Here is a 16660-nt window from a genome sequence, read left to right on the forward strand (position 1 = left end):
GGCTATGATCAATAAAGATCCAATAAAAATCTTGGTGGACTTGGTGGGGATAGTCAGACTCGAACTGACACGTCTTACAACGCTAGAACCTAAATCTAGTGCGTCTACCAATTTCGCCATATCCCCAAAATACTGCAAGCCCTCTATTGTGCAGTAGTATCGGCTACTTATCAACCAGGTCAACCAGGTTTTTTTACGCGGAACCAGGCTGCATACAAGGCCGGTAAGAATAACAGAGTTAGCGCAGTTGCGATGATCAAGCCTCCCATGATGGCGACCGCCATCGGCCCCCAGAACACCGAGCGCGACAGCGGAATCATTGCCAGCACTGCGGCCGCGGCAGTGAGAATGATGGGGCGGCAACGCCGCACGGCCGATTCGATAATCGCATTCCAGGGCGCTACGCCGGCAGCGATATCCTGTTCAATCTGATCGATCAGGATCACGGAATTGCGGATAATCATGCCAAATAACGCAATTACCCCGAGTTGCGCGACAAAACCGAATGGACGCTGCAGTAGCAGCAGCGCCATTGCCGCTCCGGCGATACCCAGCGGACCGGTCAGAAATACCAGCAACGCCCGCGAGAAGCTGTGCAACTGCAGCATCAACAAGGTAAAGATGATGAAAATCACGAGCGGAATATTGGCTGCAATCGAGGCCTGCGCCTTGCCGCTGTCAGCTGCAGCGCCAGCCAGTTCTATCTTGTAGCCTGGCGGCAATGTGGCACGCAGCTTATCCAATTGCGGACTAATCTGCCCGGACACGGTCGCACCCTGGATGCCATCGACCACATCCGACTGGACTGTCACCGCCCATTCTCGCCCTTCGCGCCAGACCACGCCGGGCTCCCAAGCCATCCGGATATGCGCCAGATTGGACAGCGGCACCGACTTGCCGCTAGCGGTTGGGATATTTGCTGCATTGAGAGCTTCCACGGTCGAGCGCTCTTGCACCGGTTGGCGCACCACTATGTCGATCAGATTATTGTCTTCACGATATTGTCCGACGGTGGTGCCGGTCAAAATGGTATTGGCGGCACGCATCACGATTTGCGAACTCACACCCAGCGCGCGCAATTTTTCCTGATCCAGATCGATGCGCACTACCTTGATCGACTCATTCCAGTTGTCGTTAACTCCGATCGCATTCTGGTTGGCGTTCATGACGGTTTTTACCTGATCCGCGATGGCGCGTACTGCGTCAACCTCGGTGCCGGTGACGCGGAACTGCACTGGATACGGCACCGGCGGGCCGTTCGGCAGCAGCTTGACGCGCCCCCGCACTTCCGGGAAATTATTTTTGAAGACTGCAGTAATTTTCAGGCGCAGCGCTTCGCGTGCCTTCAAATCCTTCGGCAGCACGACAAATTGCGACACGTTGGTCTGTGGAAATATCTGATCGAGCGGCAGGTAAAACCGCGGACTGCCGGTGCCAACATAGCTGGTCACGCTTTCCACCCCGTCCTGCGCCAGAATAAAGGCTTCAAACTTTTTTGCTTGCGCTTCATTGGCAACAAAAGTGGTGCCCTCGGGCGACCACATTTCGACCATCAGTTCCGGACGACTGGAGTCGGGAAAGAATTGCTGCTCGATGAACTTGAATCCGAATACGCCCAGCGCAAATACGCCCAAAGTGATCAGAATTGTGGTCTTGCGCCAGGTAATGCACCAGGTCACGGCGGCTCGGAAGCGCTTGTAAAAAGGCGTGTCGAACAGTTCATGGTGGCCATCTGCATTGGCGGCAGGCTTCACCTTCAGCAGCAAGAAGCCGATATACGGCGTAAACAACACGGCCGCCAGCCAGGAAATCAAAAGCGCCAGCGCATTGACTGAAAACATCGAAAAGGTATATTCGCCTGCTGCCGACTTTGCCAGTCCAATCGGCAGGAAACCGGCTGCGGTGATCAAGGTGCCGGTCAGCATCGGGATCGCAGTCGAGGTGTAGGCAAAGGTGGCTGCATCCAGACGCGAAAAGCCCTCTTCCATCTTGCGCACCATCATTTCGACGGCGATGATGGCGTCATCGACCAGCAGTCCCAGCGCGATGATCAGCGCACCGAGCGAAATTTTGTGCAAGTTGATCTCAAATATGCGCATGAACAAAAAAGTTACCGCCAACACCAGCGGGATGGTCAAGCCGACCACCATGCCCGGCCAGATATCGAGCCGGAATGGCTTGGTATGCAAACCCAGCGCCAGAAAACTGACCACCAGCACAATCAGTACCGCTTCGACTAGCACCTTGATGAATTCGCTCACCGACTCCGTAACTGCTTTCGGCTTATCTGAAACATTCTGAAACTCAATGCCTACCGGTAATTTTCCTTTGATTTCGTCTACCGTCGTTTGCAGGTTTTTGCCGAGTTTGATGATGTCTCCGCCATTTTCCATCGAAATCCCGAGGCCGATGACTTCCTTGCCGTTAAAGCGCATCTTGTCCTGTGGCGGATCCTTGTAACCGCGCTTGACGACGGCAAAATCGCCCAGACGGAAAGTCGTGCCATTGGCACGCAGCTCAAGATTTTCCAGATCTCGGGTTGCTTGCAAAGCGCCGCTCACCCTGACCTGCAGGTTGGCGCTGGGCGTGACCACTACGCCAGTGGATTCCACCGCGTTTTGCGCATTAATCTGATCGATGACATCCTGAAACGGAATACCTAATTGCGAAAATTTCTTTTGGGAAAACTCGATGTATATTTTTTCATCCTGTACACCGAACAATTCCACTTTCGCCACCGAGGGCACTTTCAACAATTGCTGACGGACGAAATCGGCGTATTGCTTCATCTGCGCATAATTGAAGCCATCGCCTGACAGCGCAAAAATGGAGCCATAAGTGTCGCCGAACTCGTCATTGAAAAACGGCCCGACCACGCCGGGCGGCAAGGTGCCCTTGATATCGCCGATTTTCTTGCGCACCTGATACCAGGATTGCGCGGTTTCTTTCGGTGGCGTCGATTCCCGCAATTGCAGGATGATCAGGGTCTCGCCGGGCTTCGAATAGCTGCGAATCTTGTCGATGTAAGGCGTTTCCTGCAGCTTTTTTTCCAGCTTGTCGGTGACCTGCTCGGCCATCTGCAGCGCGGTGGCGCCCGGCCAGTTGGCGCGCACCACCATCGCACGAAAGGTAAATGGCGGGTCTTCATCCTGCCCCAGATTGACATAACCGAGGATGCCGCCAATCATCAAAACGACCATCAGGTAACGGGTAAACGGAATATGTTCGAGCGCCCAGCGCGACAGATTGAAGCCGCCTTTCATTGGCTGGCTCCAGCGCTATTGGCTACAGACTTAGCTGCAGATTCAGGTGGGGCATCGACTGCGGCAGAATCCCCCAATATTTTTACTTTTTGTCCGGCTTTCAACAGATTCACGCCAGCCGTCACGATGGTTTGCCCGGCCGTGACGCCACCCGCCAGCAGCACATCGTCACCCGAAGTGCCGCCGATCTGAACCGGAACCAGTCTTACCGCGCCGTTTTCGACCAGCCAGACCGCAGTTGCCGCCTTGTCCTGCAACAGCGCGGTCAGTGGCACGGCGAACATCGCATCCGGCGTTTTTGCGACAAAGCCGACATAGGCGGTCATGCCCAGTTTGACCTCGGCCGGCGCGTTCAATATGGTTATTTTGGCGGCATAGGTGCGGGTGACCGGATCGGCTACCGGCGACAGTTCGCGCAACTTGCCTTGCAAAACCGCTTGCGGATTGGCCCAGATGCGCACCCGCACATCGGTGATATTGCGCAGATTGGCGACCTTGTCTTCCGGGATGCCCACTACCACCTCTTTCTCTCCCGCTTGCGCGACCCACACCACAGGCGTGCCGGCCGCCACTACTTGCCCGATTTCCGCATCGACCTTGGTTACCACACCATCCACGTTTGCCACCAACGCCGCATAACCGGTTTGATTCGATTGGCCTCTGTGAGCGGCCCGGGCTTGCGCGACATTCGACTCGGCTGCTTTATAAGTAGTCTGCTTTGCATCCAGCACCGCCTGGCTGACGAAATTCTTGCTGCGCAATTCCTGGTAACGGGACAACTCGGCTTGGGCTAGATCGCGGTTGCTTTGCGCCGCCTGCAGCGCGGCTTGGGCCTGCGCCTGCACCAGTTGCAAGTCTTGCGGATCGAGCTGCATCAGCACTTGGCCGCGCGTGACCAAGGCGCCGACATCGACCTTGCGCGCAGCAATTTTGCCGCCGACCCGAAAGCCCAGGCGAGACTCCACCCGCGCCCGCACATCGCCAGAAAATTCGACAGCCACTTCAGCCTGTTGCGCGCCCAGCTGGATTGCTCTTACCGGGCGGATGTCCACCACCTTCGGCACCGGCTTGGAACAGCCGCTAACCGATGCAACCAGCGCAACCAGCACAATCAGGAACGGCAAGGTGAAGTTTTGCAGCGGAATCCGGGATGGTATTTTCAGGGCGGCCACGTTTGTTTTCCTTTACTATTCGGGCTGAAATATCGGGGCTGGGGTTGAAGCGGGAACTTCCGCCGGCGATGTTCCCACGATGTTCCCGATGTATTACTGACTGGGCGGTTAGTAATTATATGTGGGCCTATATCATTGTGGCAATTGTCTTTTTAGACGCTAAGTTCAAACCATGGCCGTTGATCATTACGAAAATTTTCCTGTTGCTTCGCTGTTGCTGCCGGCCCGCTTGCGCCCGGCGGTGGCTGCGATCTATGCGTTTGCGCGCAGCGCCGACGATCTGGCCGATGAAGGCGATGCCACGCCGGATCAACGGCTGATCGCGCTGGGCACATATGAACAAGGACTGGATGCAATAGAGCAGAATCGTCTGGCTGACGCGCCGGCCGCGCTAGAAATACCATCGTTGTTTTTTGCGCTGGAAAAAACCATACGCGATTACCAATTGCCGCTGCAACCGTTGCGCGATTTGCTGTCGGCTTTCCGCCAGGATGTGGTGACCACGCGCTACCCGACGTTTGCTGAATTGCTGAATTATTGCCAGCGCTCGGCCAATCCGGTCGGGACACTGATGCTGCATTTATACGGCGCGGCCGATGCGACAAATTTGCGCGATTCGGATGCGATCTGCAGCGCCTTGCAGTTGATTAACTTTTGGCAGGATGCCGCGATCGACTGGCAAAAAGGCCGCATTTACTTGCCGCAGGAAGACATGGAGCGCTTCGGCGTGACTGCCGCGCACCTGACGGATGCGCGGGTGGATGCGGCCTGGTGCGCGTTGATGCGCTTTGAAGTTGCGCGCGCGCGCGCCATGATGCTGTCAGGCGCGCCGCTGGCGCTGCGGTTGCCGGGCCGGATTGGCTGGGAGTTGCGACTGGTGGTTCAGGGCGGCTTGCGCATCCTGGAAAGGGTCGAAGCCGCCGGTTTTGATGTATTCCGGCAGCGTCCCAAATTGCGCGCAACCGACTGGCGCCGCGTCTTGTGGCGCGCAATGTGGATGAAATAGAACTGAAATCGCACTAATTTTCTGCAACCTGGCAATATAAGCATACTGCATTATGTAATTATAATTACCGCAATGTATATATGCGTACATTGGCATATTTTTACTTATACCCCTATAATTTTACGTTTATAAAAATATTCTGGCTGCGTATGCAACGCTGCAGCCGGCTTTAATCACACGCCGGATTTGTTCTGAATCGCACAGTCGGCTAGCATAGCGGCTTGATTTTGCATCCAGACCACTTTTAATCCTCATTCAGCCGTACCCACCATGTCACCAGACGAATACTGCCAGCAAAAAACCGCGCAAAGCGGCTCCAGCTTTTATTACAGCTTCCTGTTCCTGCCGACAGAACGACGCCGTGCGATTACCGCGCTGTACGCCTTTTGCCGCGAAGTCGACGATACCGTCGATGACTGCACCGATGAGACGGTAGCGCGCAACAAGCTGGCCTGGTGGCGCAAGGAAGTAGCAGCCATGCTGACCGGCAACCCGACCCATCCGGTGATGAAAGCGCTGCAGCCGCACATGGAGACTTACGGTTTGGACGGCCAGCATCTGCAGGCAATCATCAACGGCATGGAAATGGACCTCGATCAAACCCGCTATCTGGATTATCCGAATCTGCAGCGTTATTGCTGGCACGTGGCTAGTGTGGTGGGTATTCTGTCGGCCAGAATTTTCGGCAAAACGCGGCCGGAAACGCTGCAATACGCCGAAAAACTCGGGCTGGCGTTCCAGCTCACCAATATCATCCGCGATGTCGGCGAAGATGCGCGCAAGGGGCGGATTTATCTACCGGTGAACGAACTGCAGCAATTCAAGGTAACCGCCGCCGACCTGCTCAACGCGCGCCACAGTGAAAACTTTGAAAACCTGATGCGCTTCCAGGTACAGCGCGCCCAGACCGCTTATGACGATGCGTTTGCGCTGCTGCCCAAGGAAGATCACCGCGCACAACGCCCTGGCCTGATGATGGCGGCCATTTATCGCACCCTGCTGCACGAAATCGAAGCCGACGGCTTCCATGTGCTGAGTCAGCGGATTTCACTGACGCCGATTCGCAAGCTTTGGCTGGCCTGGAAAACCTATATCCGTGGCTAAGGCTGCAACGCCAAAAAATGTCGCTGTCATCGGTGCCGGCTGGGCCGGTTGCGCGGCGGCGGTCAAGCTGACGCAACTCGGGCATCGCGTCAGTCTGTATGAAGCCGCACGCACGCTGGGCGGACGCGCCCGGCGGGTTGAAGTCGATGGCAGAATCATCGACAACGGGCAACACCTGCTGCTCGGCGCGTATCGGGAAACCTTGCAACTGATGTGCAGTATCGGCATCAACGAACGCGATCATTTTTTGCGGCTGCCGCTGCAAATGCGCTATCCACCCGAAACCGGCGGCATGGATTTCATCACATCCAAACTGCCGGCGCCCTGGCATATATTGCTGGCCTTATGGCGCGCCACCGGACTGACACGGGAAGACAAACTGGCGCTGGCCCGGTTTACCTCTGCCGCACGCTGGATGGATTGGCGGCTCGATACCGATTGCAGCGTGGCCGAGTTGCTGCAACGCTTCGACCAGACGCCGCGCCTGTGCCGGCTGATGTGGCAGCCGCTCTGCATTGCTGCCCTGAACACCCATCCTAAGCGCGCCTCGGCGCAGGTTTTCTTGCATGTATTGCGCGACAGTCTGGGCGCGAAGCGCGCCGCTTCCGATATGTTGATACCGCGCTGCGACTTGAGCGCGTTGTTTCCGCAGCATGCGGCAGCGTATGTGACAGCCCAAGGCGGCAGCGTGCATGCGGGTTGCGCTATTCAAGGATTGCGGCAAACGGTGGCTGGCTGGCAATTGGCTGCGGGAACGATGAATATTCCGACCAACTTCGATGCCGTGATCTTCGATGCAGTGATACTTGCCACGCCGCCGAACCGGGCCTCGAAACTGCTGGCCGCACTGGAAGCCGATACACAAGATTTACAAGATCTACGTAAACAGCTAAATGAATTCACCTACGAAGCGATCACAACCTGCTATTTGCAGTACCACGCAGATTTCAGGCTGGAGCGGTCTTTCATGGCGCTGCTGGACGATCCCGCCACTAATAGCTGGGGCCAATTCGTGTTCGATCGGGGTCAGTTGCAGCCGCAGGACGCCGGTTTGCTGTCAGTCGTCATCAGCTTACCGAACGCGGCGCTGGACGCTGGACGCGAAGTTTTGACAAGCCAGGTCAGCCGGCAACTGGCGCGCGCATTCAACAACGCGGCATTATCTGCGCCGCTATGGAGCGCGGTGATCACGGAAAAACACGCAACCTTTTCCTGCCGCCCTGCCCTACGCCGCCCAGACAATCCAACCGGCCTGCCCGGCTTGCTGCTGGCGGGCGACTACACCGCCGGCGATTACCCGGCGACGCTGGAATCGGCAGTGCGCAGCGGTTTGCGGGCGGCTTCGCTAGTGCAATAAATCCCAGCATGACTTGTCAGTCATCCAACTCGCGCATTTTATTGAACGCTTCGTCGATGCGCTCCACAGCGATGATCTTCATGCCCTCGATTTTTTGTTTCGGCGCATTCGCCTTCGGAATCATCGCCGTCGTAAAACCCAGCTTGGCCGCTTCGCGCAAGCGTTCCTGACCGCGCGGCGCGGGACGGATTTCACCGGCCAAACCCACTTCCCCGAACACCACCAGCCCGCGCGGCAGCGGTTTGTCGCGCATCGAGGAATTGATCGCCAGCAGCACAGCCAAGTCGGCAGCCGGTTCGGTAATCTTGACACCGCCCACCGCGTTGATGAACACGTCCTGATCGAACGCAGCCACGCCGGCATGGCGATGCAGCACCGCCAGCAGCATCGCCAGACGGTTTTGCTCCAGCCCGACCGACAGCCGTTTCGCATTCGGCGCGTGGGAAGTGTCGACCAGCGCCTGAATCTCGACCAGCAATGGGCGCGTGCCTTCTTGCGTGACCATCACGCAAGAGCCTGACACCGCATTGTCGTGCTGCGACAGGAATAGCGCGGACGGATTGGAAACGCCTTTCAAACCTTTTTCAGTCATTGCGAACACGCCCAGTTCATTGACCGCGCCGAAGCGGTTCTTGACCGCGCGCACCAGCCGGAAGCTGGAATGGGTGTCGCCCTCGAAGTACAGCACGGTGTCGACGATATGTTCCAGCACACGCGGCCCGGCCAGCGCGCCTTCCTTAGTCACATGCCCGACCAGAATGATGGTGATGCCGTTCTGTTTGGCGACACGCGTGAGTTGCGCGGCGCACTCGCGCACTTGCGCAACAGAGCCGGGAGCGGAACTCAAGGCGTCGGAATAGACGGTCTGGATCGAGTCGATGACCGCAACTTCCGGCTTCAGGTCCGCCAGCGTTTTGAGGATTTTTTCGAGTTGGATTTCGGCTTGAAACTTGAGTTCGCTGGCTACGATATTTAGCCGCTTGGCGCGCATGGCGATTTGTGCACCGGATTCCTCGCCACTGACGTACAAGGATTTTTTGGTGTCGGATAAATTTGCCAGCGCCTGCAATAGCAAAGTGGATTTGCCGATGCCGGGGTCGCCGCCGATCAGCACTACGCCGCCGGTGACCAGACCGCCACCGAGCACGCGATCAAATTCCTCGATCCCGGTGCCAAAACGGGGCACATCGGTGGCGTCGATATCGGCCAGGCTCAACACCGGCGCGGTTTGCGCCAGCGCTTGCGGTTGCGCCGAAAAGCGGTTGGCGCCGGTTTCGACTATCGTCTCGACCAGCGTATTCCACTGGCCGCAAGCCAGACACTGGCCCATCCATTTGTTCGATACGTCACCGCATTCGGTGCAGGTGTAATTGGTTTTTGCTTTAGCCATGGTGCGTAGAATTTATAAACTAGGGGGTATGCCTATAAAAGCATTACTTTACGCATATATTTAATGCGGCATTAAAAAATACATGCAACAGTATATTTTATGTTGGGGAAATTTCAATAATGCGCACCCGAGCCGCTAGCGCGCACATCAATTCATAACCGACGGTGCCTGCGGCCTGCGCCACTTCGTCAATCGGCAAGCCTTGCCCCCACAAAGTGACGCTGCTACCGATGTGCGCGCCCGGCACTTCGGTCAGATCGACGGTAATCATGTCCATCGAAACCCGGCCGACGATTCGGGTCTTGACGCCATCGACGATGATCGGCGTACCGTTCGGCGCATGGCGCGGATAGCCGTCGGCGTAACCGCAGGCGACCACGCCGATCTTCATGGGCCCCTCGGCGCAGAAGCGGCTGCCATAGCCGACCGCATCGCCCGCCGCAATATCCTGGGTGCCGATGATTTCACTCTTCAGCGTCATCGCCGGCAGCAGGCCGAACTCGGCCGCGCTCTTGCCGCCGGGAGTGGCGCCGTACAGCATGATGCCGGGGCGCACCCAATCGGTCTGGATATCGGGATGCAACAGATCGGCGGCCGAATTCGACAGATTGATTTCCGCCTCCAGACCTTGGACGGCGGCGTTAAAACGGCGCACCTGCTCCATCAACGGGAAAGTGGTATTTTCGGCATCGTCGGCATTGGCAAGATGGGTCATCAAGGTGATCTTGCCGACCGCCGGCATAGCGCGCAGGCGGGCGTAAGCATCCCGAAAAGCAGCGGGCTGGAAACCGAGCCGGTTCATGCCGCTATTCATCTTCAGGTGCACCTGCAGCGGCGCGTCAAATTGCGTGCGTTCCAGCATTTCGATTTGCTCGTTGCAGTGAACCGCGAATTCCAGATGGTATGCATTGATGACTGCCAGATCGGCGGTATCGAAAAAGCCTTCGAGCAACAGGATCGGCTTATCCCAACCCAGTTCGCGCAGGCGCACCGCCGCTTCGATTTCGATCAAGGCCAAGCCATCGGCCTGTGCGAAGCCGCGCATGCCGCGCTCCAGGCCGTGGCCGTAGGCATTCGCTTTGAGCACTGCCCAAGTTTTGGCGGTGGGTACTTGCGCTTTGGCAATAGCTAAATTGTGCTGCATGGCAGCGATGTCAATGAGGGCAACAATAGGTCTTGGCATGGGACAAACCTGACAATAAAAGTGCGTAAAAAGAAAGAATAATGGCTGACGGACATTTTACCGGAGCCACTCTGCGACGCGTAGATTCTGGCGAATAGCCCATATTTTCATGGTATAAAGCAGTCCAGACATATTCTGTCACAGGCTGGATTTACGAAAACAACCCATTCTCGCAGCGCAGGCCCAACAGGCTGCGCTGCTTAAGTAAATTAAGCAAACTAAGCAAATGCATTCATGTTCTTGATAATCAGTGAGCCAACAGCCGAATGAAACGCGGTTTCTATACCATCATGGCGGCGCAGTTTTTCTCTTCGCTCGCTGATAACGCGCTCCTCATCGTTGCTATCGCACTATTGGCACAATTGCAATCACCGGACTGGATGACGCCGATGCTGAAATTGTGTTTCGTATTGTCTTATGTATTGCTTGCAGCATTCGTGGGCGCCTTAGCCGATGCGCTGCCCAAGGGTCGCGTGATGCTCATCACCAACCTGATCAAGGTTTCCGGCTGCACGCTGATATTTTTCAATGTGCATCCGCTGATCGCATATGCGGTGGTAGGCTTTGGCGCGGCCGCGTATTCTCCCGCCAAGTACGGCATCCTGACCGAATTATTGCCGCCCGAAAAACTGGTGGCTGCCAATGGCTGGATCGAAGGCTTGACCGTCATTTCCATCATTCTCGGCACCATGCTGGGCGGGGCGCTGGTCAATCCGGCGGTTACGGCGGGACTGCTGCAGTTTGATTTCCCCCTGATCGATTTTGGCTTCAATACTTCGACCGAAGCTGCGTTGTGCGTGATCATCACCGCTTACTTGTTTGGCGCTTTATTCAATCTCAAGATACCCGATACCTATGCACATTATGCGCATCAGGAACGCAACCCAATCAGGCTGATCGCCGATTTTGCGAACAGCTACAGCATTCTGTGGAAAGATAAACTGGGTCAGATTTCACTCGCAGTGACCACGCTATTCTGGGGCGCTGGCGCCACGCTCCAGTTCATCGTGTTGAAATGGGCTGAGAAATCGCTCCATATGCCGCTCGACAAAGCCGCCATCCTGCAAGGTGTGGTGGCGCTCGGAGTTGCTCTGGGCGCAGTCGGCGCCGCCCGTTTCATTCCGCTCAAAAAATCCCTGTCGGTGATGCCGATGGGTATTGCGATGGGTGTGGTTGTGATCATGATGACGCTGGTGCATTCGGTCTGGATCGCTTATCCATTGCTAGTTTTAATTGGCGTCCTATCCGGTTTTTTTGTGGTGCCCATGAATGCCCTGCTGCAACATCGTGGTCACGTGCTGATGAGTGCCGGGCATTCGATTGCGGTGCAAAACTTCAATGAAAACCTGTCGATTCTGACCATGCTGAGTCTGTATGCGCTGATGATTTCATTCAATCTCGACCTCAATGTAGTGATCACCCTGTTCGGCCTGTTCGTGGCCGGCACCATGTACATGGTCATGCGAAAGCACGCCGCCAACCAGCGCGAACATGATTCGCTGGCGCTGATTGGCGAGCATAAGCACTGAGTTAATCAATCCGTCATGAATAGCTTTACAACGCGTGCCTGGCACAAAAAAGCACAAAACAACTCCGAACACTAGCGCGACTTCAGCAAACGGCTCAAAACATAGCCGACCGCAGTAGCGATTCCCAGCGACGTTAGCGGATTCTGTTGAACGTAACTCCGACAACTTTCCATCAATTTCACCTGCGCCACTTTCAATTCTTCTCGCTTCACGTCGAAGATTGCGGCGGCCTGGCCAGCGGCATCGACGGCCTTGTCAAAACCCTGATGGGCGCCAGCGGAAAGGCTGTCAACAGCGGTACGGGCAACGTCAGAGACTTTATCTATTTTGGCATGTGCCCCCGCATTCGCCGGGTCGCCGGCCGTTCCCAACGCACTACCCGTGTCGTTCGCATTCGAATTGACGTTTTCAAAAGCATCCATCGTTGCCTCCGTTGAAATTATCATGGCTCTTTCAGTATTTCTTCTGGCAAGCTCTGGCCCATGCGCCGTCTAAACGAGCGCAAGACAGCAGCGCAAGACGAACCGCACACACCGGTTTTAGTGGACGCTTTTTTGGGTTGACGACACGCTCCGGGAACGCTTCACGCTACTGGCAGGCGGGGCGTCCTGCATTTCCATTTCGAATCCATATAGCGCCGCCAGCGCCTGTTTGCGGTGGTCAAGCTCTTCTCCGAGTTGATTCAGATCCATCCCGCTTTTCTTTGCCATAGGAAATAACTGGTTCTGTTCCTCCTTGACATGATGCGTTACATATTCGGCCAGCACCGTGAACTTGGCGTCGTAAAGTTCATCGGCAGGATTCATGAATTCAAGCTCTGACACCAGTTTTTTGACCGTTGTGTGCTCCACCTTCGCTTCATCGAGCAGATCTCCGGCGCCCTGCACCTCGCGCATCGCCGGATAGAAAATCTCTTCCTCGATTTGCGCATGCACCGTCAATTCATTGCAGGCTTGCTTGACCAGCGCACGTTTTTCCTCATCACTCTCCTTGCCTTTCAGTTTTTTATACTGTTCAAAAATCTTGCTGACTTTTTCATGATCGGCAGTCAGCAACTGGATCGCATTTGGAATCGATCTTTTGCTGCTGGATTGGCTCTTGCTGCCGGGTTGTGCTTGTTGTCCCATCACATTCTCCTTCGGTCGGTGAATCGGACTCAATTTCATGCAAATGCCATGCCAAAACGGCGAACTGCGCTAACCCCTAGCAATAACCAACTCTCGATCTGCCATCCCATACTGTCGCCAAGTAACATCCGCAAACGACAGTCGATCCACTTGTAAAAATTACAGTCAAAATTGTAATTTTTACCTGATGTTACGCACTGCCATAATTAAAAAAAGTACGTAACATCAGATACTTAATAATGTATTTTTAAAACACCATAAAAATAATGCGGCAATCACAGTGTTTTTGCTTATACCCCCTGAAATTTGTTGCGCAATGAAACGCCGCAGACCCGATCAAACGCATTGCCTCGTAATTTTTAGTGGGTAATGGGATAACGCTGGAAACCTCAGTTGAGCTTAGTCAAAACTTTCTGGCCGTTGCAGCGCAACTTAAAAATACTTGCAGGCAACGTGTTTGGCTAACCGTGTTCCCCTAGGGAAAATCGGCAGCATTGCACCATGGTAATCGTACATAGTGAAACGCCATTATCAGGATGGCATCATGCTAAAAACAAGTTAAACGGGAGCAGTTTTGTCTGTCCAAATCGATGTAAATTTGCTATTGTTCGTGCGTCAATGAACCTCCGCAACCGCTCCAGCAATGAAATCAATTACGCGCTTCAGCGCATCTTTAACCCCCTGCACGTCGAATATCAGCTTAAGTGGCTCAGGCCAAACTTCGCACCTTTTCGTTTTTATTTTCGTTTTAATTAATAGAGTTATAAGAATTAACAGCACAGCAGAAGCCGCCAGCAAAGTCGCCCGGCGCGCTGCGGTCTGCTGATGATGAGATCCTTTCTTAAATCGAAAAACACACTCGCCGGCGCTGATATTTTTCGCATCCTGTCCCCGTTTCTTTATGCCTCGGCGCTGCTGCATGCGGGGTTTACCTTGCCTTGGCAGCACGCTGCAGAGTCCTATGCACAGCTGGCGGCAACGGCTGTGCTGGCACTCTTGCTGTTGCTTGCACTGCAACGCCTGCTTGTCAGTACGGCACCGAAAAGCACACCTAAGCGCAGCCTGATTGAGTGTTGCGCCATGCTGGGGGCGCTGATCGCACTGTCGCCATCGCAGATGTCATTTCCCTGGCTGGTCATGATGACTGGCCTGTTCCCTTTGATTCTGAGCGGCAAGTTGATGATAGGCGCGGCAACCGCAATCGGCCTGACCGGCCTGACGCTCAACCTGTTCTCAGGCGTACCCACGAGTGACTTGCTCTCCCAGTTTTTCGTGACCATGTTTACCGGTGCGCTGGCAGTATTGCTCTCTGATGTGCTGCGCGTTCATCTTGTCACGGCGCGCAAAGCGCACGTCGATCTGGCGCGTTTCAATGCCATCGCCCGCGTAACCCATAACGTTTTTATTATTACCGATGCCGACTTCAAGGTGCTTTTCGTAAATGCGGCAATCAAGGAAATCGTCGGCACACCGGAGCATGAAATTTTATCCAATGGCCTGCCGTCTTCGATCCATCCGGACGATTTGGCTGCGTATCAGAAAAATTTGCGCACATTGCAGAAATTACCAAACAGCACTATTTTTACCCGCTACCGGCTGCAGCACAAGAATGGGCGCTGGATATGGCTGGAAACCTATGGCTACAATATGCTGCACGACGATGCCATCCATGGCTTCGTTTTCGCCATCACCGACATTACCGAGCGCAAGCTGGCAGAGCAAAAACTCGACAATGAGCGCAGCCTGCTGCGCGCGGTGCTGGATCACAATCCATCCATGATTTACGCCACCGATTTGAAGGGGCGCTTCACCATCAGCAATCGCACTTTTCAACGCAGCTTTGGTTTCCTGTCGGAAGATGATTTGCGGGGCAAAACCCATCACGATGTCATGTTGATGCAGTCCACGGAGATACAAAAGCATATTGCCAGGCAACTCGCGCATGAAAGCCAGTTGTACGATGCCAATATCATGCAAAGCGGCGAACCGGTACAAAATATCGAAATCGAAGGCGTCTGGAAGAATGAAGCGCAGGATGAGGCGCCGCGCTGGTACCAGTCCAGCAAGTATCCGTTGCGCGACAGCAATGGCAACACCATTGGCGTGCTCAATAAAATGCGCGATATCACCTATCGCAAGGAATATGAAGTTCATCTGAAATATCAGGCGCTGCACGATCCATTGACTGGCCTGGCCAATCGCCGTTACATGCTGCAGAGCATTGCGGAGAGCATTGTTCTTTTCCATACGACAGAGGACAAGTTTGCAGTGCTGTTTTGCGATCTCGATTCCTTCAAGAACGTCAACGACATCCACGGCCATGAATTCGGCGACAAGTGCCTGCGGGAAATCACGCGACGCTTTAGCGCGCAACTCGAAAATACGGATTTTGCAGCCCGCTTCGGCAGCGATGAATTCGTGATTCTGGTCAAGGCTTCACTCACTGAGGCCACAGCCAAGGCACAGGCGCTGTTGCAGGCATTGTCCTTGCCGATTACTGTCAATGACGTCGTGGTCAAGATCGGCGCCAGCATTGGCATCGCCCAGATGCGCGACGACCACAACAGTCCTTCCGACCTGATCCGCGATGCCGATGCGGCCATGTATCAAGCCAAAGAGCTGGGCCACAACCGGATTAAGATTTTTGACGCTTCACTGCACGACATCTCGACCCGGCGCGCCCAACTCGATGCTGCTTTGCATTTCGCGCTGGAACGCAATGAACTCAGCGTTCTGTATCAGCCGAAAGTTGCGATGCAAAATCGCAGCCTCAAGGGGCTGGAGCTGCTGCTGCGATGGAACAGTCCGCAGTATGGGGAAGTTTCACCGGCCGAATTCGTCCCGATTGCAGAGGGCAACGGCCTCATCATACCGATCGGATTGTGGGTGCTGGAGCAGGCCTGCAAACAGCAACGGCAATGGCAAACCGCATTCCCGGAAGTGACCGGCATGAGCGTTGCAGTCAATGTTTCGATGCGTCAATTGCTGCAACCGGAATTCCTGTCAACAGTCACGCGTGTTCTGGAAGCGTCGCGCGTAATACCGGGCAGCATCGAACTCGAGTTGACCGAAACTGCGGTCATGGCAAATCCGCTGCAAGTGATAGAAAGCCTGACAAAGCTCAAGCGACTGGGATTGCGTCTGGCCCTGGACGATTTCGGCACCGGCTATTCCTCGCTGGCGTATCTGCAAAAACTGCCGATGAACACGCTGAAAATCGATAAGGCTTTCGTGACTGGCATAGCCACGAAAAAGAGCGAGAAGGAAATTGTTCGCCTGATCATTGCATTAGCCAGAACATTGGCGCTCGATATCGTCGCAGAAGGCGTGGAAACGCAAGAACAAATAGCTGAACTGACCAGATTAGGGTGCGACATCGGGCAAGGCTTTCTGTTTTCGCCGCCAATCAGCGCTCAGGAAGTGGAAAAATGGTTCGCCGCGCCCGAACTCAGGTGTACAAAAATCACCCCAGAACATATCCAGATGGATTGAAGCGCACAATGGCACCTTTGACGTTGCATCCGCTATA

Annotated in this window: 12 protein-coding genes and 1 tRNA gene; 5 read left to right on the forward strand and 8 right to left on the reverse strand. The window is 54.9% G+C overall.

Going from position 1 to position 16660, the window contains the following annotated elements:
- Window positions 1-41 precede the first annotated feature (41 nt).
- The 3 genes from FKCLFG_RS08140 to FKCLFG_RS08150 form a co-directional block, all read right to left on the reverse strand.
- Window positions 42-126 (reverse strand) — tRNA-Leu (locus FKCLFG_RS08140).
- 53 nt (window positions 127-179) lie between these two features.
- Window positions 180-3263 carry an efflux RND transporter permease subunit gene (locus FKCLFG_RS08145; protein WP_472615704.1) on the reverse strand — a complete coding sequence of 1028 codons (3084 nt, stop codon included), beginning with the start codon at window positions 3261-3263 and terminating at the stop codon, window positions 180-182.
- Window positions 3260-4435 carry an efflux RND transporter periplasmic adaptor subunit gene (locus FKCLFG_RS08150; protein WP_472615705.1) on the reverse strand — a complete coding sequence of 392 codons (1176 nt, stop codon included), beginning with the start codon at window positions 4433-4435 and terminating at the stop codon, window positions 3260-3262. The genes FKCLFG_RS08145 and FKCLFG_RS08150 overlap by 4 nt, the downstream gene beginning before the upstream one ends.
- Before the next feature lie 172 nt (window positions 4436-4607).
- Between FKCLFG_RS08150 and hpnC the strand changes: the two genes are divergently transcribed.
- The 3 genes from hpnC (at window position 4608) to hpnE (ending at window position 7902) form a co-directional block, all read left to right on the forward strand.
- Window positions 4608-5441, forward strand: a complete 834-nt coding sequence (hpnC, locus tag FKCLFG_RS08155; protein ID WP_472615706.1) for a squalene synthase HpnC — start codon at window positions 4608-4610, stop codon at window positions 5439-5441.
- Between the two features lie 270 nt (window positions 5442-5711).
- On the forward strand, window positions 5712-6545 hold the full coding sequence (gene hpnD / locus FKCLFG_RS08160; protein ID WP_472615707.1) for a presqualene diphosphate synthase HpnD: 834 nt from the start codon (window positions 5712-5714) through the stop codon (window positions 6543-6545).
- On the forward strand, window positions 6538-7902 hold the full coding sequence (gene hpnE / locus FKCLFG_RS08165; RefSeq protein ID WP_472615708.1) for a hydroxysqualene dehydroxylase HpnE: 1365 nt from the start codon (window positions 6538-6540) through the stop codon (window positions 7900-7902). Before hpnD ends, hpnE begins: the two co-directional genes overlap by 8 nt.
- Before the next feature lie 16 nt (window positions 7903-7918).
- Here the strand turns inward: hpnE and radA are convergent, their stop codons facing one another.
- Together radA and alr are read right to left on the reverse strand one after the other, a co-directional pair.
- Window positions 7919-9292 carry a DNA repair protein RadA gene (radA, locus tag FKCLFG_RS08170; RefSeq protein ID WP_472615709.1) on the reverse strand — a complete coding sequence of 458 codons (1374 nt, stop codon included), beginning with the start codon at window positions 9290-9292 and terminating at the stop codon, window positions 7919-7921.
- Between the two features lie 97 nt (window positions 9293-9389).
- Window positions 9390-10475: an alanine racemase gene (gene alr, locus FKCLFG_RS08175; RefSeq protein ID WP_472615710.1), complete on the reverse strand. Its 1086-nt coding sequence runs from the start codon at window positions 10473-10475 to the stop codon at window positions 9390-9392.
- 266 nt (window positions 10476-10741) lie between these two features.
- Between alr and lplT the strand changes: the two genes are divergently transcribed.
- Window positions 10742-12004, forward strand: a complete 1263-nt coding sequence (gene lplT, locus FKCLFG_RS08180; RefSeq protein WP_472615711.1) for a lysophospholipid transporter LplT — start codon at window positions 10742-10744, stop codon at window positions 12002-12004.
- Window positions 12005-12075: 71 nt separating this feature from the next.
- Here lplT and FKCLFG_RS08185 read toward each other — a convergent pair whose 3' ends face one another.
- From FKCLFG_RS08185 to FKCLFG_RS08195, 3 genes are all read right to left on the reverse strand, one after another.
- Window positions 12076-12426, reverse strand: coding sequence for a glycine zipper domain-containing protein (locus FKCLFG_RS08185; RefSeq protein ID WP_472615712.1), 351 nt, complete (start codon window positions 12424-12426; stop codon window positions 12076-12078).
- A gap of 117 nt (window positions 12427-12543) precedes the next feature.
- A complete protein-coding gene (locus tag FKCLFG_RS08190; RefSeq protein ID WP_472615713.1) occupies window positions 12544-13131 on the reverse strand; it encodes a hemerythrin domain-containing protein in 588 nt (195 codons plus the stop codon).
- Between the two features lie 615 nt (window positions 13132-13746).
- Complete coding sequence (locus FKCLFG_RS08195) at window positions 13747-14052, reverse strand: hypothetical protein (RefSeq protein WP_472615714.1); 306 nt, start codon at window positions 14050-14052, stop codon at window positions 13747-13749.
- 12 nt (window positions 14053-14064) lie between these two features.
- On the opposite strand from FKCLFG_RS08195, the gene FKCLFG_RS08200 reads away from it, so the two are divergent.
- The gene (locus FKCLFG_RS08200) at window positions 14065-16623 is read left to right on the forward strand and encodes a sensor domain-containing protein (RefSeq protein ID WP_472615715.1); all 2559 of its coding nucleotides are present in this window, start codon (window positions 14065-14067) and stop codon (window positions 16621-16623) included.
- Window positions 16624-16660: the final 37 nt, after the last annotated feature.

This window comes from Gelidimonas denitrificans (genome assembly GCF_055694065.1).